This window comes from Neorhodopirellula pilleata (assembly GCF_007859915.1).
In the GTDB taxonomy this organism is placed as follows: Bacteria; Planctomycetota; Planctomycetia; order Pirellulales; family Pirellulaceae; genus Rhodopirellula; species Rhodopirellula pilleata.
On record NZ_SJPM01000008.1, the window covers coordinates 209,260 to 235,650 of the forward strand.

1 protein-coding gene (only partly in view) is annotated in these 26,391 nt (G+C 56.7%); it reads left to right on the plus strand.

Going from position 1 to position 26,391, the window contains the following annotated elements; translation table 11 throughout:
* Nucleotides 1–26,391, plus strand: the 5' portion of a protein-coding gene (locus Pla100_RS18720) for a tandem-95 repeat protein (RefSeq protein ID WP_146579209.1). 3,471 nt of this gene lie beyond the right edge of the window; 26,391 of the gene's 29,862 nt are visible here — the first part of the coding sequence; it begins with the start codon at nt 1–3; its stop codon lies beyond the right edge, outside the window.

The following is a 26,391-nucleotide window of genomic DNA, read 5'->3' on the forward strand; positions in this document are numbered from 1 at the left end:
TTGAACCACGAGACCCTCGAAAAGCGAGAATTATTGGCGGCTGAAGTGTGGCAACCTGCCGGACCTTTCCTGCCATCGGCCAATCCAGAACCGATCACCAACTACGACGTTCATCCTGGTGCTGTCGAACCGCTGGATCTGCTGCAAGAAGATATCGTGCGTTACGCCACGATTGCCGCTCAGGGTGCTCAAGCGGTTACCGAGCTCGCGCCCGCTCCGCTTGCCGCGACCTTCAATCTACACAGCAACCCCGGTGCTGATCACACGATCTACATCGACGTTGATGGAGACACGTCCGTGTCAGCTTGGAACGGCGGTGTTTCGCCGATCGTGGCTCAACCGTATGACCCTGAACGAAACGGTCCCGCGTTCTCAGCAACTGAGTTGCTTCGGATTCAAAACATTTGGCGACGGGTTGCTGCGGACTTTGCACCGTTCAATGTGAATGTGACGACTGAGGATCCGGGTGAGGCCGCGTTGGTCAACACGGGTGGCAGTGATACGAAGTGGGGCGTCCGAGCGATCATCACTGATAACACGATGGGCCTATGCAACAACTCTTGCGGCGGTGTTGCCTTCATCGACAGTTTCCGATGGGGTTATGATGGATTCCCCAACGCGACCGAGACGCCTGTATGGATCTTCAACCAAGGCGAAGTGGCGGCAGCTCAAACCGTCTCACACGAGGTCGGGCATGCGCTGGGCTTGTCACATGATGGTGATACCGGTCCAGACCCAGACTTGACTTATTACAGCGGTCACGGCGTAGGCGAAAACTTCTGGGGCCCGATCATGGGTGCTCCTTTCAGCGCGAACATCGTCCAATGGGACCAAGGCGAGTATCCGGCCACGACCAATTCCGGCCCTGGTCAGAACTTCAATAGCGGCGTCGGCGACCTTGAGAAGATTGTCAGCGGGTATGGGTTTGGTTTCCGAAGTGACAACGAAGGAAACACGATTCCGTTGGCATCGCCAGTGACGTACACCAAGGATCCCGATGCCACCGAATGGCCGGTGTTCGCCTACGGTCTGGTGAACAATCGCACGGACATGGATTTCTTTGAAATCGAAACGGGTCCGGGCGGTTTGATCGAGCTGGACATTTCACCCTACGTCAATCAGCTCTACACCTCCAATGGCTCCGGCGGATTCACCGTCAGTTACGAACAAGCCCAGCTGCGTGATGGTGCTAACCTCAACATCGAGGCCAAACTATATGACTCCAACGGCAACGTGGTCGCGACGTCGAACCCGGCCAACACGCTTGGGGCGACGATCAACACAACGCTTCCCCAAGGGTTGTATTATCTGAGCGTCGACGGCGTCGGCCATTTGACACCCGCCAGCAACGGATATTCCGACTACGCGAGCATCGGCGAGTACATCATCAGTGGCCTGGTGAGTCAGTTCGACCCGACTCGGATTATTTTACCTGATCCGACTCCAGCAGCGGCCGCCGCAGGTCCGTCCCTGATCGGCGTTGGACCGCATGATCGTTTCTTGATGGAAATGGATCTTGACGACGAACCGACCCAATTGACCGAGTCGCCCAAAGAATTGATCGTCTCATTTGACGGACGTTTCACTCTTGATGGCGCTTCGGCACTCGATCCGGAAAACATTTTCGTTCAATACAGCGAGCGAAGTGGTGAGAATCCGTTCGGTTATGAGGTCGGTATTTTTGACGATCCTGACTTCGACAATGCGGCCGGGGATCCGTCGTTAGTCGCGATTGGCAGCCGAGAAATCGCAGCAAACGGAAGTTCGGTTATTTTGCGTTTCGCAGAGACCTTGCGTGACGGCTACTACCGATTGGTGGTTCGCAATACGGTCCAAGGCGACGACTCCACCGATACCTCGTCGAGTTTCATCGCGTTCGAGCCCAATCTGCCGGGCGCGACCGAACAGTCGATCATGTTCGAAGTTGAATTGGGCGCTCGAGTCACCGCAGTGGTGCCGGCCCCAGTCACGGTCTCCGGTACGGGCGGGACGGTCAATGTGACCGAAGCCCGCAATGCGATCGACGTGTATTTCGATTCGGCCGATTTGTTTGTGGAACTCGATCTGACCAATCCAGCTGGGATTTTGAATCCGGCGTTCTATCAACTGATCGCGACCAATGGCACCATCGAGCAGAACGATGACCTGCCCCCGATGATTCCTGGTTTGGTGGAAATCGATCCGTCGTTGCTCGGACTGGACCGCGGCACGATTGACGAGGCTTCTTTGCCGATGTCCCAACGGAAAGTTCGGCTGATTTTCCCAACGGATCTGGCGGATTTAGTGGGCGGAACCGACGTCGACACGCTACGACTTCGTATCGGTGACGACCAGAATCCCCAAACCGTGAATTTGAATGTTTTGTCAATGTCCCCAGGGGACTCGCAGACGCTCAATGGTCGCGCCTCGTTCCAAATCACCGGCCAATCGATCAGTGGTGCGGGCACCGGAATTGACTCGCCCGGTGCCGCCGATGCGCCTGGACACCGCAACGTGGGAATCGAAAGCCATTTAGCGTTCGATCGCGACAACGACACGGGTATTGCGAAGTTCTACTACAGTTTCTCAAAGACGCTGCCTTACGGCGCGTCCAATGGCTCTCCGGTGCCCAACTTGAACACGGTCATGTTCCCGGAAATGGAATTGCGTTTCCGTGAAGCGATCGGCATTCTCGGTAACACATTCGGAATCGATTTCATCGAAACGCCTACGGCTGAAGTCCCCGGGGATCCGACTCGTCAAGCGTTGCGGATCGTTGTCGGTGACATGTTCCCGGTCGGTGGCACCGTTAGCAACGAAGGTGACCGCGATGTGGCCGCTTATGATCCAGCTCAAAATTTGTTGATCTTTGACGGCAGTGAGAACTGGTCGTTGGAGTACGGCAATTCGCTCACCGAGGTGTCCATCTTCGAGGCGGCCCTGGGTGAATTCATGCGGGTCCTTGGCCTAAACGATGCTTCGGATCTCGGCTACTCAAGCCTTCTCGGCTACAGCGACACTGTCACGCCCACGCTTAACCCTCCGCAGCCCGGCATTCCAATCCCTGGTGAAGAGTGGGTCTATCCCGGCGTGGTCGACGTCTTGCACGGCCAGCACTTGTATCAGACCGAAGCCAACGAAGTCGATCAGTATGACTTCCGAGTCGACAACGCAACGGGTGGCAAGTTCCGTGCGGAAGTCGTCGCCCAACGTTTGGCGGGTGCGAGCACGCTGGATGCGAAGCTGGTTCTGTTCGCCCGAGATATTGATGCGGCCGCCGACGCTCCATGGAGCATCTACGCGGTCAATGACGATTACTTCGGTGCCGATCCGTTCATGGACTTGACGCTTCCTCGCGGACAATACCGACTCGCGGTCACGTCCGAAGGCAACCAGTTTGATACCAATTCGATCGTGCCTGGTAGTGGTGGCTCAAGCGATGGCGAATACGATCTGCGGATCGATTACAACCCGATCGCGTCTCCCAACAATGTGCTGACGGACGTCGACGGCACGCTGTTTGATGGCGATCGAGATGGCGAAGCGGGGGGCAACTACAACTTCTGGATTAACGCGGCGGACACGACGCATACACTTTACGTCTACAATCGCGCCCCGGCTGCCGGTGCGGACGGTTCGGTGGCCAGACCGTTCAATCAAATCGATTCGGCGATCAGCTTCGTCGAGAATGCACGTAACATCGCTGCGGCGAACAACCTGCAAGAGCCGAAATTCGTGATCCGAGTTTTGGGACAATCCAACGCAAACGGTCTCGTCGCGCCCCAATCACAGCAACCTTATTTGATCGGTAACGCCGGCAGCGGCGATCTGGCCGACGGCGGTTCGCTAAAGATTCCGGGAAATACCACCTTGATGATCGACGCGGGGGCGGTGATTAAACTCGCGGGGACGAGCATTGAAATCGGATCCGACAACAGCGAAGAGCGACTCGGCGCAGCATTGCAAGTACTGGGTCAACCAGACAATCCGGTGTACTTTACGTCCTACAGCGATCGCACCATTGGCGGAAATAGCAACCCGAATACCACGAGTTTCGCCGCACCGGGTCAATGGGGTGGATTGGTGTTCCGCGCCGACGTCGACCGCCAAGCCGGTCGAAGCGATGCTGAACGCGAAGGCATCTTCGTCAATTACGTCAACCATGCCGACATTCGTTTCGGCGGTGGTGGTGCCAGCCCCATCGATCTTTCAGCTCAACGACCTGAAATTTCGTTCAACACGATTCGCGACAATGCCTCGGCTGCGGTGACCGCCGACCTGGAATCGTTCGAGTACACCACATTCACTGAATCTCGCTATCAGAAATACGGATTCTTCGTTCCGGACTACGACCGCATCGGTCCATCGATCACCGGTAACGAGCTGAGTAACAACTCACGTAACGGGATCTTCATTTCGATTCCGACCGACCTGGGAAGTCCTCTCGAGAAGTTGACCGTTCCGGCGCGTTTCGATGACGCGGACATTGTTCACTTCTTGTCGGAAAGCTTGATTATCCAAGGTGCACCCGGTGGTGCCAAATTCGAGCATGACCCGCTCGGAGCCTTACGTGGTTCCCGTCCGTCGTCCAACGGCCTGACATTCGCAACGACAGTCACACCTGGCCAGCTTGCCGCAGGGGATTACGAGTATGTCTACACGTTTGTCGATGCGTTCGGAAACGAATCCTTGCCGAGCGCCCCGCGAATGTTCACAGTGGCGGCTGCCAATTCGACGGTAGCGCTGGGTGGTTTCGACGGTATCTCTAATAATTCGCCGCGAAGTTTGACTGCCGATTTTGTCGGACGTCGAGTGTACCGCGCAACTCCGACGGGCAATTATCGATTCATCGGAGAGATGGCCGGAACCGCATCAACGTTTGTCGATAACGGACGAACGGGCGTGGACGACAGTCGCATCATTCCGCGCAGCAACCCGATCTTGGTTCCCAATCCAGGGGCCGCGATCGGTGATCAGCTTAACGAGAAATTCGCTGACCTTGCGATCAATCGCCGAATCGATGACCAGTTCTCGCGCCGAACCGGAGATCGTCCGACCTCCCGTCCGACCGCCAACGACGCCTTCACGCTCGGCTCACTGCCCGGAGGAACCTACGAGTACCTCTACACATTCGTCGATGGTCAAGGGAACGAATCGTTACCGAGCGAAGTTTCTTTGAGCGTGAACATCGCGGCGGCTGGAACGATTAGTGTCGCCAACTTTGCCAGCCAACCGGCTGGGTACTCCGCCAAGCGAATCTACCGCCGTGATCCGGGTTCGAACTCCTATGTGTTCGTCGCCGAGCACTCTGCCAACAGCGCGTTCACCGATGACGGTACGATTGTGACGGACCCGAGCGATTCGATTCCGGTCGGCAACCCGTTGTTCGCCGATGGTGCCGCGTACCGTCGTGGCCTTCGCGATGCGGGTCTGGTGATTGATCCGGGTATGGTCATCAAGGCGAATGACGCACGCATCGAGATAACGATGGGTGCTTCGCTGATTGCCGAAGGTCAACCGGGCCAGGACATCATCTTCACGTCGATCAACGACGACCGATTTGGTGCGGGCGGCACGTTCGATACCAACAACAACAGCATCACCAATTCCAACGCGGATCGTGACGGGGAAGCGGGAGATTGGTCAGGTATCTATGCGGCACATTCGTCGCGTCTGTCGATCGATCACGCGTTGATCGCCAACGCCGGCGGAACGTCGTCGCTGGAACTCAACACGGCTGCGTTCAATGCGATCGAAATTCACCAAGCCGAGGCGCGGATCGCCAACACCCATTTTGAACATAACCTCGACGGACAAGACGGATCGATCTCTTCGTCGGGTCCGCGTTTGGGACGTGGCCCCAACGATCGAGCGATCATTTATGTCGTTGGAAGTCAGCCGATTCTTGTCGGGAACACTTTCGATGGTGCCGACGATGGTGACTCATTCCCGTCACGAAATACTTCCACCGGTCTGACCGCGATCAGCATCAATGCCGATGCCCTCAGCAACGATTTTGTCGCCGATACCGGTCGCCAATCCGGCCCGGCCAATATCGTCAGCGGAACGATCGGGAACCAAGGCCCGTTGATCCGTGACAACCGTATGCAAGACGTGGCGATCAACGGCTTGTCGATCCGCGAGCAAACGCTTTCGGGTGAATCGGTTTGGGACGATACCGATATTGTTCACGTCGTGACTGGCGAGATTCGTGTACCAAACTTCCACACCGAAGGCGGGTTGCGTCTGGCCAGTAAGGTCGACGAATCATTGGTCATCAAGCTTGACGGAACGAACGCCGGATTCACCGCCGACGGATTGCCGCTGGACATCAACGATCGCGTCGGCGGACGGATTCATGTCTTGGGCACGCCGGGACATCCCGTCGTCATGACTTCGATCGATGACTGCACCGTGGGTGCCGGATTCGATCTAAGCGGCAACCCGATGCGAGATACGACCAATACGGGCGCTTGTGTCGTTACGGTTTCCAGTGCGGCACCTTTTGCCGACGTGATCGTGCTGATGGATGAGAGCGGGTCGATGTTCAACGCGCAGCAATTCTCGCCCGACTTGATCGACGAGCTTAACCGCGAACTGTTGGCCAACGGGATCGGTGTCAACGGTGGCAATCGCTTCGGTGCGGTTGGTTTCGGTGGCTCGGTAGGAACCGAAGGACGATCGATTCTGGTCGGGGGCGGACTCTTTGGTACGGCTGCTCAATATCGAAACGCCGCAACGAACTTCGTCATCTCCGGAGCCCTCGAAGACGGTTTTGCAGCGATGGATTTCGCACTCAATAACTACACGCCGCGCGCCGCAGCGGCAAAGTTCATGGTCCTGGTGACCGACGAAGGCCGAACGATCGTCAACCCGTCACTGGATCAAGCCAGCTTGATCTCGCGTTTGCAGGGTGCCAACTACGCCGTGCAAGGCATCCTAGGGGTGGACATCACCGACCCGGCCGGTAATGAGGCCATCGCGATCGATGAAACATCCGTTTACACCTACAATGGTTCCGGCGGCTACACCACCTCGACCGGTGGAACGATTATCGAATCGGGCATCGGATTCGGCACCCTGCTGGATTACCTGCCGATCGTTAATGCGACCGATGGCATCACCGCAGCAATCGATGTCATCAACGTCGCTTTCGCCGTGAACGATACCGCTCAGCTGAACGCCGTCAGCCAAGTGATCGCGGATTCGATCTCGGGTCAGGCCACCCGAAGCGTGGTAGCGCCGTTGGCTCCGGGAGCATGGCGTAGTATCCAGCTCAACGAATACTCGCATGACCGTAATGTCGAAACGTTGGTGGAACTGGAGAGCAATACCGATCTGAATTCAACGACGCAGACGGCTCAGTACATGGGTCTGTTGGCGACGGGCGAAAAGACCAGCGACGAAAACTCAAGGCTCGGCTTCACCATCCACGCGGCGATCGCCACGCCTTCGGATGCCGACATGTATCGCTTCGATGCCAAACCGGGAACCGACGTATGGATCGATATCGACCACACGCAATACGGTTTGGACACGGTTATCGAAGTCTTTGAGACGGTCAACAACCAACCTCGATTGATCGCGATCAGCGACGATTCGCGAACCGAGAACGGCGGAACTCTGCCGGATGTCAACGGCCCCGCTGCCGGCAACCCGACCTTGGGTCTGCCACTGCAACTCAGCTCCCAGGCTCGCACCAATTCGGACGGAAGCTACCTCGACGAAGGATCTCAAAATCCGTATGACGCCGGTCTGCGATTGTCGCTCCCAGGAACGGGTACGGCGGACAAGCAATACTTCATTCGCGTTCGCAGCAACTCGTCGACCGACATGGCCAACAAGTCCGCGGGTTTATGGGATGACGACACCCCAGCCGAATACACCGCCGGTCGCACCGCAGGCAAATACGAACTGCAAGTTCGATTGCGGGAAGCAGACGAGTTCGGTGGCTCGACGGTACGATTCGCCGACATCCGTTACGCGACCACCGGTGTGGACATTATCGGCTTGCCCGCCCACTCGCCACTGGCCGGAACGGCAACCGGAACGGACACGATGAGCTTAGGTGACTTGAACCAAAGCGATCGCGCGATGCTGACCGGTGCCGGCAATGTCAACGATTCCATCGATACCGTCAACTTTACCGTGTCACGCCGTGAGGTCATCGTCGCGGACAGTACCGAGAGTCTGACCAGTGAAGTTTCAATCGCGAATGCGACCGTGCCCGATTACGTATCGACCGTCATTGACATCGACTACCCGCAAAACGACATCGACTTAACGGCGTACCTGTATCAGAACAACCAGCTGATCGCGATCGGTACCAACAGCAACATCTTGGACGACCGTGCGTTAACTAACGAAGGTGAAAAGGACCTGGCACGAGGCAGCATTCAAACGACCGATCCATTCATCGGCCCGATTTCGCTGCCGACGCTCCCTCCGGACCAAAGCTATTCCGTTCGGGTTGCTCCGAACAATCAGATCTCCTCGGTACTCGACCAGTACACCAACGAAAACAGCACCAATACGGGCGTCCGATTGGAACCGATCGAGGGGCAACCGCGTTTCGTGGAAGAACGGTTCACCGATAACATTTTCCCGAACCAGATCACCACCGGTTCGCAAACGACCGACAGCTTCGGTAGCCGTGGTACCGATCAATTTGCCACGGAAACGACGACATTGGTGCCGGCGTTCAGTCCCAACAATGCGGTTCACAGGTACACGCTCGGCGATGTGCCGCTGATCGCGATGATTGATGGTCCTAACAGTACTATTGACAGCCAAATTCGTGTCTACAATGCATTCACTGGAAATTGGGATTCAATCATCAACGAGGACGCGAATGGAAACGTGTCTGACCCAGCTAGCCGCTACTCCAATGCGGCGATCCTGACCGCCGACCCCGAAGGAGTCATGCGGATGATCCAGGGCGGACGCTCAAATAACCGTCAGTTCACCGTCGTTGAACCGCATGGGACTGTCCGTACCAGCGGTTCAATCGGCACAAACACTTACGAGTATTTCCGAACCACGGGGACCAACGCCGATGATACCTCTCGTGTCATTCCCGGTGCCGGTAATGGCCTGCAGTTCAGCGCGGCCGACATTTGGTCCGATCCAACCACGAGCGAGACAGATCCGGTGCGATTAATGTACGTCGTAGCCGATCGCTCCAATTTGAGTGGCGTCTCGGTCTTACGCGGTGATGATCCTGATACAACACCAGTCGCCACTGTGACGTATATCGACGGATTTGCCGCCATCCCGCCAGAGCGGGCCCGCAACATGATTTTCTTGGCCAATCCGAACGACGGCAGCCTGATCAGCCGCGGAGTGAACACGAACACGACCAACACGCGGACAACGATTCCGCCTGCATTCGCTGCGGCGGCGCCTGAGAACTACTTTGCTCAAGATGGTGATGGAAATACGTCCGGCGGTTTGCCAGGGTACCTTCCGTGGTCGGGTACTGAAGAGGTTGGCCAGGTTTACGTCGATACCCCAGGAACGGTAACCAGTATCGTGACGCGGGGTGGCTTCCTATACGCCTTCGTCGACACTGGCGACGTATTCCGCTACAGCATTGATACGGGCAACAATCAAGGAGCCAATGCAGCCAACGACATCAATATGGGTACGCTGGCTCCTAACGGCGGCTTCAATCCCAATTTGGGGGCGACTCTCGGTCAGATGCAGGGCCGCGTCGTGATGATGGACGGTGTGACCGAGTTGGTCTTCCAAAACGTCACGCGGGCGCCGATCGGAATGACGCTTGACGGCACCGAAAGCTTGATGATCGGTCAGACAGCGACCGGGCAATTGTTTGCTTTCCAACCCCTGGAGCTACTCAACGGCAACGCGGTTGCCAGGCCAATCTTCCAGTACGGGGGCGAGACACAAACGAACTCGCTTCCGGCGAACGTCAAAGGCATGTTCTTCAGTCCACAGTCCAGCAGCCCGTGGCACGTCAGTTCGTCACAGGGCAATGCTGGCGCACGCGGTGAAAGTGTGTTGCCAAGCGGAACCAATCCTGGAAACGCCCGCAACCAATCGGTCGGCGGAACGACGCTGATGTTCGGTTTTGAAAACCCACAAAATTTGCTCGACGGCAGCGGCACCAATGCGCAAAACGGATTGGTCCCTCGCGATATTGCCGGTATCAACGTCCCCGGTGGCGCCCACGGCACCGTCGAGAGTGCGGCGATCGACCTGTCCCAAGCCACTGCCGCCGATCAGCCGAAGTTGTATTTCAATTACCTGTTGGCCAGCAACGACATTACCGATGCGAATAACAACGCGGACGTCCGTGACGCCCTCCGCGTGTACGTCACCGGCGACGACAACCAGTGGAGTTTGGTCGCAACGAGCAACTTGGGGTCGACCAACCAAGGCGTTAACAATGCAGGCGAAGAGTTTGATGGTCGAAGCAACTACTTCGATCCTGTTTCCAAGATCTCGGTCCAAGAGCTTTTCACGACCGGCGAATTCCGCCAGGCTCGCATTGATTTGTCGCCTTTCGCCGGCAGCGAAAACGTACGGATTCGCTTCGAGTACAGCACCGCAGGAGAGATGCGCAGCGAGTACAGCGAATTGCATGGGGTGCCGGCGCACACCATTCCTGACGGCCATCAATTCACGATCACTCCGGTGGGTGGTGTCCCTGCGACCTTCGAATTTGATCGCGGTCTGATCCTGAAAATGCTCTCGGGTGCGGAACTCGCCGCCTTGCCAGGCTCGGCTTCGTTCTCTTTTCCGACCACTGCGGGCACTTCGACGGTCGAGTTCGTTCAAACCGCCAACACCGGTTTGCCGGGCGCAATTGAAGTGATCTACGACCCGACTTGGACGGCCGAACAAGTCGCCGACGCGGTGTCGACAACCCTCGCGTTGCAACCGAATGTCACCGTGCTTGATGCGATCGACCGCCCGAACTGGGTGCGTTTCAATGACGCTACCGATGCGGCGAATTTTGCGGGCAGTTCGCTGCCGGCAACGATTGTTGAATCACAGGCCAGCGTGACTCCGGGCACGGTAGCGGTGCAGGTCAACATCACCGACAGTGCCACCGTTGTTCGGGACGCGATGCGTACCGTCATTGCGGCGACGATGGGTCAGGCCAACCCGCTGGATGATCCCGCCATTACGGCGGCCAACGAGTCGGCATTCCCGACGCTCGGTACGACAGGGATTCGTCTGTACGATGGAATTTCTCAGACGGCCGATCCAAGCCGCGATGTATTGCGATTGATTAATCGCGGCACGTTGCCGGGCGGTTCGGACTTCGGGCTCTACAACAACTACAACAACGCCACGACGGCGGACGCCCGAAACGGCTTGGGATCTTCGAACAATACCGGCACGTTTGCCCATATCGACGACATCATCATTGGTTTAGCCGAGCGTGGCGAGCGGGTCACCGGTGCAGGAAATAATACCAACTTCATCGACAATCCTGAAGGAAACCCGAACGCCTCAACAGGCAATAGCAATCGACGTGACTCGATCTCGGGAATCGGCGAGTCCGTAGGAATCATCACCGAGGGCGATTATCAGATCGAAATTCGTACTGCGGATCGAATTTACGATTACGGCGATTTCAACACCGAGTTGACCTCCACAATCAGCCAGCCGGCGATTCAGCCAACCTCGTATTCGCACGTCAACGAGCGGCTCGCCAGCGACGCGGTCAACCTTTACGTCGCTCACGGCGGTTCGGGTATCTCCGATGGCGACACCTTCACACTCTCGAACGGTTTCGACCTCGTCACGTTCGAGTTTGATCACATCGGCACGCCCGGCGGCAACTCGGTCTCGGGTGCCAACATTGCGGTACCGTACCTGACCGAATTCACTCCCGAAGAAGTTGCCGCGTCGATCATCAATGCGATTAACTTTGCCGGTAATCAGAACACCACCGGGATTCACGCCACCTCAATCGGCGGCAGCACGACCAATCCTCAAGGACGGGTCATCGCATTGCACGGCACTGCGGCGGCGAACCTTCACGGCGATACGGGCTTGTTCGATTTCAGCGCCGAGGGACACGTGGTCCCTTGGGTCAACGGTGAGACGAATATTGAAACCATCTCTGTTAACTTTGGAACTCAGCGTTTGCTGGACAACAGGTTCACTGCGGTGGATGCACCGACCACCTTGAATGCTGACCTCGCCAGCGGCATTTCAAGTTTTGAAGTGGCCAATGCAACGCTTCTGAATCTGGTTGAAAATGACCCGACTTTGGCTGATTTTGTTTCCAATAACTTAAACTTTTTCAATACCAACCCGACCTTCGTCCGCGTGGGAGACGAGGTCATGCGAGTCTTCCGGGTCACCAACTCCATTACCACACCCGGTAGTCATGTCTTGTCCGTGGCTCGGGCTCAATATGGAACGCCAGCTTCCTCGCATCTCGCAAATGCCGTCGTTGAGCGTGTTGAGAATCCTGTCTTCAGCATCACGAATGACGCCGGCCCGGATGCCCCAAGGACCGTGTTCTTCGAGTTCACATCTGATGGCCTCGTGGGATCAACCAACGGCGTCCGCAACACGCCAATTTTCTTTAGCGCTTCCGCAACGGGATTGACAGACAATTTAATTTCAACAATTAATTCGGTTCGCGATCAACTGGGTTTCCGAGCTTCTCGTGATCTCCACACCCAGCGATTTACGAGCGACCTACGGTTCAACCTTAGCCCATTGACTATGCTCGATGAAATCTATGGGTTGAGCTTGACGTTTGCGGATGTCAATAACAGTTTCATTGCCGACAGTACGATTGAATCACTCGGTCAGAAAAAGATCGTCATCGAAGGTTCCGACCGCAATCGCTTTGTCGATCAAGGTCAGATCATCGTCCAACAGACTTCGATTTATCGAAGTGCTGGCAACGCGATTTCCTCCACCGCGACGACCAGTCTTTCGGGCAATGCCATGCCCGGTCCGGTCCGCAATCTGCTAGAGCGAAATACGCCGGAGCAGGTACCCGGCGTGGTGCTGCGAAATAACGTGCTGGTTCAAAATGGCGACGGCATTTTGATTGACGGTGGTGCCAATGACGCAGGCCACTCGTCGCCTTTCGCCCGTGTGATCAATAACACGATCGTTGGCGGTGATTTTGGGGTTCGGATTGCCAACGGTGCCGCGCCGACGTTGCTCAATAACGTCTTTGTTGACATCAACACCCCGATTGAGTTCGGCAACATCCCAGTCGCGTCCGCGACGCCAGGTGTTTCCGACCGATCTCAAGTGATCGTTCGTGGCACCCTGTTGCAGAACTCCGGCACTACGTTGCCGGCGGGGATTTTCGACAGCACACTAATCGCGACAACGACGGATCAGTTCCGCGATCACGTCAGTAACGCGGCTCCGTATGATTTCAACTACTATCCGCAAGTATTCGCGGCAAGTTTGTTGATCGACAGCGGAATCGAATCGACTCAAGAACGGGCCGACCTCGGCCAAGTCAAGCAGTCCGTCGGCATTGGTTTGTCGCCGGTGAAGGCACCGCTTACCGACTTCGCTGGGCTACGACGAGCGGACAATCAACTGGTCAACCCGAGTATCGGTGGCCAAGCTGGAAACATCTTCTACGATCGCGGCGCGTTCGATAGCGTGGACGTCGCCGGACCGACCGCGACGCTGTTGACTCCGTTGGATAACGACACAATGGGTCTTGATTCCGAGGGTCTACCGACGACGGTATTTTTAGGGAATCAACTCGGCGGTTCCGGATTTGACCCCAACAACGCATTGCTACCGTTCTTTGAGATTCGTGTGGCAGACTTGATGGGCGTCGGAGTCGACTTCCGCTTGTCCTCCGTCAACGAAGACAACGTGGTCGTGACGCAAGACGGTCGACTCTTGCGACCTGGAAGTGACTACATCTTCGGTCATTCGCGTAGTAGCAATAAGATCCGTTTGACGCCCACCGCGGGCTTATGGGATCCCGATGCATCCTACGAAATTCGCTTCCTCAACGCGGGCCACAAGGCGCTCGAACTGGGAAGCGATTTGGATCGTGACGTCAATGGTTCGGACATCGCCGACGGCGATCAGATTCGCATGACCGTGGCGACCGTGCCGTTCCAAGAAGCAACTTACGAGTTTGACGCTGGTTACGTGTTGCAACTCGGCCAACCGCTCGGATACGAACTCACACAAGGATTCGGTTTCGCGGGTGTACGATACGGAGACACGTTCACGATCGCCGCTGCGGGCGTGAACAATAACCTTCCAAAGGTGTTCCAAATTGTTGCACCGGGCAATAACCCGGCCATTGCCGGAGCCATCGCGGTTCCGGTTGCGAACAACGCTTCGATCGAAGAGATTCTCGATGCCCTGGCGTCGGCAATGCTGGATCCGTCCAACTTGGTGTCGGTCACAGGTGGCGGTAACTTGCCATTGGCCGAGGCCTACAATATCAACCCAGTCGTTGTCCGCGCCAAACCGCTTGCAATCGGTGGAACCCAGCGTGCTTACTTGCGATTGAACGCCTACGACGGCCAGGTCGCTGGTTTCACCAGTTCCAATTCGGTCGTCAACGTGATCGGCAGTGTCAACGCGGTCAGCACGGGTCAAACGTTGTCGTATCAATCCGGTACGGGCACGGACGGTCTGAACGCTCGGTTCATCATTGACATGCTCGACGACGTGGCAACCGCTTCGACGTCATTGATCGACCCGGTCTATTTCGATGGTCAGCTCAACAACGAACCCTTCTCGATGAGCGTTGCCGATCCATCGGCGTTTGAAGAAGGTCAGTTCATTCGGGTCGATAACGAAATCTTCTTGGTCACCGGCCCGACCGGCAATCCAAACGAAATCGGCGTTGTCCGTGCCCAACTTGGTACCGCTCCCGAAACTCACTTGGCGAGTTTCAGCGCGGACGAGACGGGCGATTTCACGACGCTTCTGCAGACTCTCTTCGCACCGACTTTTGCGGCACCTTCGGACAGTTTGCGAGTCGCGGGCGACGATCTTTCACCGCTTAACCTCGGTGGAACTTCGTTGGCTTACTTCGCCGCCAACCCCACTTACGTCCGTGTCGGCGACGAGTTGATGCGTGTCCGCGAAGTCGTTCAGGATTTGATCACGCCCACAATTTTCTACTTAAACGTTCAGCGTGGAGCCTTGGGTACCAACGCCGTTACCCATGGTTCGGGACTGCGGGTCGAGCGAATGGACGTTGACTTGGTGCAGGACGTTGTCTTGGTCAATCCTGGACAACGATCCGCCACGACGAGCGCGCTGGGCGTCAATCCCGCCGGCGCGGACTTCGGTTCGGTCAGCATCTATAACGTTCATGCATTGAAGATTAACACCACCGACGATGTGCTCGATTACATCCGCATCGATGACGAGATCATGTTGGTGACCGGAGTCAACCCGGCGGTTGCTAACCCTGTCCCTGGAGATTCCTTAGTCGGAACGATCGACGTAGTTCGCGGTCAATTGGGAACTGCGATTCAGGCGCACACCAACCGCAGTATTATCGAGGTGATCGGAACAAATCGATCTGCCGAAATTGCTCCGATTCAGACGGTGGATTTGGGAAGTCAGTTGCCACCGACGTCGGCTCAATTGATTGGGGCACTCAATCCGGTTTTGGTGGGCACGTCGCAAACGATCGTTGTGGATAACGCCGATACACTGCTGCCCGAAATCACGAACTTCTTGGTTGACAACACCGCCACTCTCGCGGCAATCGAGGTGTACCTCGAAATCGGCGGTGAACGGATGCGTGTCACCAATGCCGCCGTCAATGCCCAAGCGGTCGGTTCGGGCTTCACGACGACGCTGGTTACTCCGATCAACCTGCCGCTGACGGCAGCTCCGGCGAACTCGTTCGTCGTCGATGACGCGAGACTGCTCGACTTGGTGGGTAGCGATCCGCTGTTGTCCGATTTTACCGCCGACAACACGGCTTATTTCAATGCGAATCTGGTTTATGTCCGAGTCGGCACGGAAATCATGCGTGTCCAGTCGGTCACGATTCTTGATGAGTTCGCGGTTCTCGGTGCCCCGACCGCACTCAACGGTGACCTCGACGACGTCGCAATGATGTTCAACGTCGATGACGCGACTCAATTGGATTTGGTCGGTGGTGATGTCACGCTGGCGGACTTCACGCTGGACAACACCGGGTACTTTGCCGCCAACGAAACTTACATCCGTATCGATGGCGAGGTGATGCGAGTCAACGCGGTCGTCAATAACTTGTTAGGCGGCCAAGACGTCTTCGTGACTCGCGCTCAACTCAACACCGTCGCTGCTGCTCACTTGGACACTTCGGTTGTTGAACATGTCGAACTGATCGAGTTCGACGTTCTAGACAATCCTGCTTCGCTGCAAGGCGATCTAGATGCGATCACGACGAGTTTCACTGTTGACGATGCCACCCCGCTCAACCTCGTCGATGGCGATCCGCTTTTCACCGATTTTACAGCGAACAACACGAACTTCTTCGCCGCCAACGAGAAGTATGTTCGAATCAATGATGAAGCGATGCGGGTTATCCGCGTGACGGTCGCGCCCGGTGGCGGACATACGATCGAGGTCGCGCGGGCGGCATTGGGTTCCGCCGCATCGTTGCACTTGGATACCTCCGTGGTCGAGCGAGTGATTGCTCACGTGCCCGACTACGTTGTCAACGTGCGTCGTGGGGCTCTGCAAACCGCACCGACGGCCCACACCGTCGGTTTGACAATTGAGCGTGTTGACGTGAGCGTCGCTTCGGACGCGAATTACACGTTAACGGTTTCGCGAGGTGGATTGAACACCAACCCGACCGCGCACGCCAACGGATTCCCAGTTCGCCGTGTCGACCCGGCCCGATTGTCCTTTGAAGTCGGCACCGGAACGTTTGCGGGAACGGCAGATTTGGCAGTTTCGATCGACGGAACGATTGCGACATTTGAAGTCGACGATGCGACCACGTTATTCCCCACGCTCAACCTAGCCAACGACAACACGGCGTTCTTCCAGTCGCGTGATGTGTTGATCCAAATTGGTAACGAAGTGATGCGTGTCAACGATGCGACCGTCGACGCGACGATTCCTACCGCACCGGTATACACACTTTCGGTATCACGCGGTGCCTTGGGGACGGTTGCCGCCGCTCACAACGCCGCCGCGTTGATCCAACGAGTCGTGGCAAACTACACATCGACAATTCCGCAGGTTGCGACGTCGGACAGTTTCGTTGCATCGGATCGCGTTCTTGACCTCGTCCGCGATCCGTTTGGCGGATTCATTCCGGTCGTTGGCGACTTGATGCAACTCGACCAAGAGATCGTCCGAGTTCTCCACGTGGAAGCCGTCGATGACCTCGCAACGGGACAACCACTTTGGAGAGTGACGCTCGACCGTGGATTGTATGGAACGACGATCGCATCGCATGAATCCCCGATTGCGGAGGATCTGACTGCGGTTCCGCCGATCGTCGGACGTGCCGGTGCGACCGTTAGAATCATCGATTCGGAATTGACACCTATCATCTTGTTCCAATCCGATCCGCTCGATGATGTCATCGAACGCCGCGCCGTCGCTACCGGCCAGGACGTAGTCCGCCAAGGTGTGACAAGCAAGATTGCTCGTGCACTTCGCACCTTCGGTGCGGACACCGCCGACGGCGACTTGCGTCTGCCGCACGCTCAAGGAATCGAGAACGCCCGAGTTTATCTGGGCGGTAGCGCGGGTGACCAACTGTTCCTTAACAGTGGATCGTCCGAGTCCTTGGCAGCACTTATCGAGAGTGCACCAGGAGTCACCTCGAACTTGTCGATCGAGATTCCCGCCAATTTGGACGCGACCAGCATTCAGCTTTACAACGGACGCACTTTTACGATCAACACCGGATCGGGAAGTCAACAGTTCGAATTCGACACCGACCTAAACTTGGGCGGTGCCGGACGATTCGGTGTTGACATCAACGGCTTAACGACATCGGAAGAACTTGCCCAAGCCATCGCGACGGCAATCGTCGGCTCCGGCTTGGCATTGACGCCTACGGTTTCGACGAGCACCTCCGTTCAGGTACAGCTCAATGGCGATGTCAATACGTTGTTCATTACCGAAACGTCCGCGCTGACCACCAGTGGAGTGCGTGGCGGAGCAATCGCGATCCCGTTCATTCCGAGTGCTCGATTCACCAATCACGCCGTCATTACGGAATTGATCGAAGCAATCGTCAACACGCCGGATGTGCCGCTCGAAGCGTTCACGGTGGGCGATTCCCGAATCTATTTCAACAGCACCGTTGAAACATTCGACGTCACCAGCCAGTTGACGTTCGGGGCGACCGGAGTTCGGGCCGATACGTTTGACATTACGGGAATTGTGGACCGCGCGGGCAACAATTTGCAAGTCAACCGAACTCCGAACGTGACCAAGTTCACGATCCTGCTCGGAGATCGAAGTTTTGACTATGGCGACGGTTTGAGTACAGACAACTCGCGAACACCGGAGACGCCCGACGACGGACGGCACGTGCTGTTGGTAGGCATCAACAACTCCGATGACCCGCGACTCGGTCGTGCGGACAGCCCTGCGGGGCGGGTGATCGACGCGGAACTCGGACAAAGCGTAACCGATCCGGCGAACGTCGATGATTTCGTGTTGCCATCAACGACGTTGAGCGCAAATGTCGATGCCACAAACAATATCCTTCAACTGAACGATCCTGCGGCCGGTTTCGCACCGTTTATCGGTTCGTTCTTGGATCTAGGTGGCGAATTGGTACGTATCGTTCGCGTCGGACCGTTGGGAGCGGATCTCCCCAACATCGGCGACCCGGCGCTGCTACTGAACGAGATTCAAGTCGTGCGAGAACAGTTCGACACGACGGCGCAATCACACACCGCCGGCACGGAAATCAATGCGTTGTTACCGACGACCACGCTCGAAGGCGGGTTGACGATCAACGGCAACGAGGTCCGCGTCGCTCCGGGAACCTTGGGATTCTTCGCGAATTTGGAAGGTTCGTTCATTCGCATCGATCAAGAAATCGTTCGCATCTTGCGAATCGATGGTTTGGGAGATTCCGATCCATCGAACGACCGAATGCTCGTCTTGCGTGGTCAACTCGGTTCGACCGCAGTTGAACATACCGCCGGTGAGCCCGTCGCGGTGATCGATGACGAAGACGCATTGGACCTCTCCTCGGTCTTGGCAACATTCAACTACGATCGAACACAAGGTCCCGACGGTCGGCCGGTTTCGATCACCATCTACGCGACCGACTACGGTGTCGTCGACGGTTGGATTGACTGGAACAAGAACGGCAACTTGACCGACGACGATGATCAAGTCTTGCGACAGATCGCCGTGCGACCGGGCAAGAACGTCTTGCCGATTTCGTTCCCCGATGGTTTCCCCGATTCCATCCCCGGATTGAATTCGGGAACCGATACCTCGTTCTACACGCTGAGACTTCGAATCAGCCAAAACGGTGGATTGCAAGCGGATCGTCTTGCGATCGGTGGTGAAATGGAAGATCACCGCATCGATATCGTTGGTGGATTCGCGCCGCTGTTGAGCGACTTGACCGTCGATCCGGCGGTCGTGGTTTCCGCGATGTTGCCCGATACATTGGTGCTAACAACGACCGAAGATATCAATCTCAATCCGACCCCGTTGTACGTCAACACCGGGGCGACACCGATGGACGATCGGGATACCGATTTGGTGACGCTTTATGACATCATCGATCTGCGGACCGGACGATCGTTCCCGATCCCCGCGGGTGGCAATATCGTCATTCCGGAATTGTATGATTCCGCCGGACGTTTGGCTGGACGCTTGACCGTGACGTCGGGCGGCACGGTCAGTTTTGAACCGCGTTCCGATTACGACAACTCGACACCGTTAACCGGCCCAGATGGTATTCCAGGGACCGGCGATGATGTCGTGCCCACGTTGACGTTCGGTTATCGGCTGATCGACAGCACCAATGTCTTGGGTCTGGAAACCGGAACCGTTTCGATCACGGTGACTGCAGACAATGATGCACCAACGATTGCATTGGCGGATGCGAATGACCCGTCACTCAACATTGTGGAAGATCAAGACGCCGACGATGACGGAACGGTGGACACGCAAGTCGTCGAGCTGAACGGGATCACAGCGGGTAGCGGCGAAGTCGCACCGCTTCACATCACGGTGACTCAGTCCAATGTCAACGCGGTCGGTGCCTACCTACCATTGCTAGAGAACTTGGTGGTCCGCGGTCCAAACGGCAATCTCTACGACGGGGTCAGCTCGGACGCGCAGATCCAATTCACCCCGCGAGCCGACCAGTACGGCGATGCGGAAGTGGTCGTTTCGATTTCGGATGATCCAGGTGCCGACGGTGTTCTAGGGACTCCTGACGACGTCGTAGTGACGCGATTGACGTTCACGATCACGGTGGCACCGGTCAATGACGCTCCGGTTGCCAACACCCGTTATTTCGAAGCCGACGAAGTGGTTGAAACTTCGGTTTCAGCCGACGGATTGACGACCACGCCAACCCGCTTGGTCTTCAACTTCGATAAGGCAAGCATCCTTGCCGGCGACGGGTTCCTTCCGCCGGTAGATCCGTTTGCCCCGGTTGCCGAGCTACCGGTTACCGGCGGCGGAAGCGGTGACTTCCCGTTCGACGAAGGCAACCAAGTCGACGGCGAAACCGGCGTCAACCTGCCTGATGCATCCAGCCCGATGGAGATCGTCAAGTTCATCTTCGATACCCCCGTTCAATTCACCGATGGTGTCAACACGAACGTCGGCACGTTGATCGATTTGGATACCTTCGCTCCAGGTACGATGACCATCACAGTGACCACGGCAACAGGTACGGTGGTTCTTAACTTGGACGCGACCGGTAACTTTGCCAACGGTTCATACACCCCGAATCTGAACATCAATGACGGACTGAACGATTCAACCGAAGAGTTCAGCTATGTCGTCCGAGACAATCGCACCTCGGTGCTGTTGAATGTGGATCCGACCGATTTGCTCAATCGAAATGTGGTCGTTGAACCGGAGGCGGCTGATCCTGCCGACCGAACCGATGAATCCGCGCCCGCTCGAATGATCTTCTCGATCAATCCGAAGAATGACTCGCCACAGATTCCTCCGTTCGTGCCGAACCTGAGCATCAACGAAATTGAACGAACCGATGCGGCGGCGACTGCCGGCGTGACATTAGGAGCACTCGAATTATTTGGTGACGCGACCCTCGGATTCAGTGATGGATTCCCGGGAAGCGATGAAACGGGTGTGGTCGACCAAACCTGGCTATCAATCGTCGCTGTGACGATCCCGGGTTCAACCTCCGCGCCGAACGTCCATGAGACGGGCGCCTTGATGTACCGTGCCCCGGTTATCAATCCGGATCTGTCGATCACGTTCTTCCCAACGCCGGACGCATATGGCGTGGTGGAATACGACCTCACGCTGACCGATCCGAATGACCCGGCATCGCCAGCCCAGACCAAGCGTTTGACGTTCACCGTGAATCCGATCAATGATCGTCCGGTGACCTACAACCGAGTCCTAGGAAACGATCCGACGCTTCAACTGTTAGAAGGCGGTATGATCACTTTCGGTCCGGCACAACTCGTCAACGGGTTGCAGACCACTCCGAGAGCGATCGACAATACCGTCAACTCGGCCACTCCGGCGATCGCGGGCATGTTCGATGTTTCGCTCAACAACGTGTTCCGAGAAACGGATCAGGTGCTTGAAGTGGTCAGCTTCAGTATTCCGGGCGCTGTTGATGAAAACAACCTAGCCGCCCCGTTGGTGAGTGCGGCGGTTGCTGATGCATCGGGCAACGTGCGACGAACGACCGTGAACGGTGGCTCGTTCGTGTTCAATTTCAACCTTGCGACCGGCGCATTCGTGTCGGGTACCTACACCGCCGATTCGACCTTCTTCGTGGCGGCCAACGCGCTGTCCAATGAAACGTTGACTTATGTGGTTCGTGATGGCGGGTTGATTCCGTTACCTGGATCGGTTCCCACCGTCAACGTCCTTACTCCGGATCCGCTTCTCAGCGTTCCAGCGACGATCACGATGGTCGTTCAGGCGCAAAACGATCCGCCAGTGATTCCGACATTCAGCCGAATCAATTTGATCGAAGATCAACTTACGGCAGCGAACGGAACGATCACGGTCGACGCGCTTCCGATTTCCGGCCAACGCATCGTTCCCGGTCCGGTCAACGAATCGGATCAAGGCTTCAGCAGCATCACGGTGACACCACTTCCTGGTTTCCCGAACGTGCTCGATGGCAATCCGGTCCTATCGCCCGACGGAACATTGGTCCTGCGTGCTCGCCCGAACGCTTGGGGTGTCGCTGAATATCTGGTAACCGTGGTGGACAACGGACCGTTCGGACCAGGTCACGACAATACGACGACGGCGACCTTGACGATCGACATCGCGGCGGTCAATGACCAACCCATCGCGTTTGATCGATCTCTGACGGTCACCGAAGCGGTTGAACCGGCAGCGCCGGCAGTGATCAACTTCACGGCCGATGACTTGCTCTACGGTACCTTGGCATCGGAAATCGGCGTCGCGCCAGGGAACTTCGCGGCGAACACGTTGCCCGAGTTCCGTGAGCAAGAGCAAGCCCTTCCGCCACGTGCTTCGGCCGATCCGCGTAAGTTCGATGTGATCGAAATTCGTGTTCCGACTTCTATCGGTGCGAGCCAAACGATCACTTCAAGTTCGACGGTAACGACGGCCAACGGAGGCCAGCTCGAGTTCACGTTCGCCGGTGGTGTCTTTGTCAGCGGTCGATACACGCCGAAGGTTGACTACAACCAAACGACGCCGTATTTCAATCCGACGGAGAACTTTAGCTACGTGGTTCGTGATAACGGACCCGCTCCAGTAACCGGTGGCCTGCAGCATCGAAACGTGAGCCAACCAGCGACGGTGCGAATCAGTGTGCTTGCCGCAAACGACTTGCCGGTATTCCCGGCGATGACCAACGTGACCGTCCCTGAAATCGAAACGACGGGACCTCAAGTACGCGTCGCGGACACCTATCCGACCGGTGGCCGTCAAGTGTTCCCTGGTCCGCTTACCGCGATCGACGAGAACAACACACAAACGGTCACGTTTAACTTTGTTCGCACGGATATCAACGGCAACGCCGTACCGACTTCGGACGACCTGATGGACCGATTGCCGATCATGTCGAATGACGGAACGTTGCAAGTGTTCCCGAAACCAGACGCTTATGGCGTTGCGTACTACAGTGTCACCGCCAGCGACGGCGTCTCCATCGCCGGACCGCAACAGTTGACGATTACCGTCGGCAATGTGAATGACCGTCCGTTTGCTCCGGACCGAACGTACTCGTTACAAGAAACGGACGCGACAACGACGGCCGGACTAACGATCACGGCGAACCAGTTGCTCAACGATGCTCCTCCGGCGACCGAAAGTTTGGTGGCCAATCCGAACTTCAATGAATCGGATCAGGAACTGCGAGTGATCGAGATTGGTGTTCCGAGCAGCCCGATTGCACCGATTCGTGCGGACGACTTGACGCGGTTGACTTACTTTGCCGGTAGCGCATCGACGAGCTTCGACACGTTCAACGCGAACGGCCAGAAAATTGGAACGTTGACCGTCAACTTTGCTCGCTCCACTACTACCGTCATTGGTCAGGTTACGTATTCGGTCAGCAATGTGGTCTACACACCGGAACCGGATTACAACTCCACGACCGATGGGTTGATTCCGACCGATATGTTCACCTACCGAGTCGAAGACTTCGGCGGCACCTTGCAACCGGGCGAGAGCTTAACCAGCCCAAGTGCCACGGTGTTCTTGACGGTCGACCCGGTCAATGACGCTCCCGTCATTCCGGTCTTGGTCAACCCACCTCGATACACCTTTGTCGAGGATGGGGCTTTGACGACGACCAACCTCTTTGCCACGTCTGGACCGAACGTATTCATTACACCGGGACCGGCTACGGCTTTGGACGAGTTGGCACGACAAGGCGTGACGATCACCGTCACCCCCGCCGATCTTGGTTTGCACGCCGCGATGTTCTCGAGCTTGCCGACGGTCGATCGCTTCGGTCAGTTGACCGTATTCCCTCGGCCGAACGCGTTCGGAAGTGCGGTTTACAATATCAATGTGACCGACTTTGCCACCACCGGATCGCCGCTGGCGACACCACAAACGGTCAGCTTCCCAATCACGGTCACGTTGACCGGTGTCAATGACGCACCGGTAGGCTTGCCGCAGCAGTTCACGTTGGCGGAATATCAAGAGCGTGACAACCTTACCGGAGCATTGCGACCGCCGGTCGATCCGACCAATGCGGCCAACAGTGGAGATGGCTTCCGTGTCATCACGGCGGCCGAATTGGTTGCCGGTTCGCTCGACGCCGTGTTTACGACGGCCCCGGATGCCCGATTCAACGAATCGGAACAAATGCAACGCGTGTTTGGTATCGGATTACCGGGCGACGTCACCGCGCGGGTCTTCGCGACCGCTTTGACGTACACGTTCGACGGCACACAAGGTCGCGCGATCGCGGCGCCATTGACAACCGCTCGCGGAACGATCGTTGCGGAGTTCATTCAAACGACCTTCGGCGATATGTCGACGGCACAATTGGATCGTTTGGTTTATGTCCCTAATCCGGGCTACAATTCCAACGATGCGACGGTGCCAGCCGATCTGTTTACCTACTTCATCCAAGATTTCGGTGACGTCACCATTCCCGGTGGTGCCGATGACCCGCTTGGAGTTTCGGCTCCTCACACCGGTGTCGGCGGGATCGCCCCGAACAACGGAATTGGCCTGCCCGCGACGGTGAGCCTCACCGTCACCCCGGTCAATGACGTGCCGGTCGTTCCGAATTTCAACACGATCAACGCGACCTACCAATTTGCCGAGGGTGCCTCGACGACATTCTCGACATCCGTCTTCCCGGTCGGCCAAACGATCCTACCAGGCGAACCAGGTAGCGAAGAGTTGATTACCCAAGACGTCACGATCACGTTGACGCCGAGCGGAAATGCCAATGATCCGAATGTGATTTTGTCACAAGCGATCTTTACCAGCGGACCGACGCTAACCCGCGGTGGTCAGCTCAACTTCACGACCGCCAACGACGCGTTCGGCACGGTCGAATTCGACGTCACGATCCAGGATCGCAGCGTCACCGGCCTAGTCGGGTCACTCGATCCGAATACTCGAACGGTGACTCGTAAGATCACCATCGCGATCGCGCCGCAAAATGATACGCCGTTTGCTCCGAACCATGACGGTAATTCGAACGCTCTCTTTGCGTTGAACGAGTACCGCGAACTCACCAATGGCACCGGCGTTGCCAACCCGGTTGGAATCCAAAATGGAGATGGTTCCCGAACGATTACAGCAGCCAGTTTGATCGCCGGCGCTCGAGCAAACATTAACGAGAATCCGAACAATCCGAGTGGATTTGGTGAGGGCGATCTATCGACCCTGCGAATCTCCGCGATCGGATTACCGGGTGCGACGTTGAATGGCGCGGTACGAGCGTCTAGCCAAACCTATGCCGAAACCCCAGTTGGCTCGGGAATTTTCCGAGCGACCGCGAACCTGACCACGCGTAACGGCGGTCTGGTGATCACCTTCGAACGTGATGGTGGGAATACGCCGGGATCCGAACGATTCGTTTCGGCGGTCTACACCCCGCGTCCGAACTACAACTCGTCGCTGCCGTTCGAGGCCGGTGATCAGTTCACGTTCTTTGTCGAGGATTCTGGCGACGATAACATCCCAGGCGGTCCTGGTGCGTTGACGAGTGCTCCTGGCACGGTCACGATGCGGGTCACCTCAACCAACGACGTGCCGACCTTCACGCAGTCGACGGCTCCGGTCATCTTGAATGAACAATCCGGAACGGGCACCAATCCGCCGCCGACGTTCTTCCAGCCGAACTACGTGACCAATATCGTTCCTGGTCCGACGACGGCGTTGGATGAAGCATCGCAAACGGTTGTGTTCCGATTCCAACATTACTTGGACAACACGACGCCACGTGCGACGTCTCCGCTATTCCGGGATCAGCCCACGATTTCGCCTAACGGCTTGCTCGCGGTGTTCCCGAATGCCAATGTCTCTGGTTTCGAACGTGTCGTCTTCCGCGTGATGGATGGCAACCCGACCCAGGACTTCCCGACCCCCGCTCAACTCAATGCGCAGGGAATCGCTTGGCAAGACATTACCGTCAATATCAATGTCAACTCGGTCAACGATCCTCCGATCTTGAACACCGACGCCAACAACCCGAATGCCGGTGAACAGACGGTACCATTGGCCAAGGTTGGAAGCGGTGACAAGGCTTACGAGGTCCTCGCCGACGGCACTTTGATTCTGACACTGAGCGAAGACAACGCGAACTTT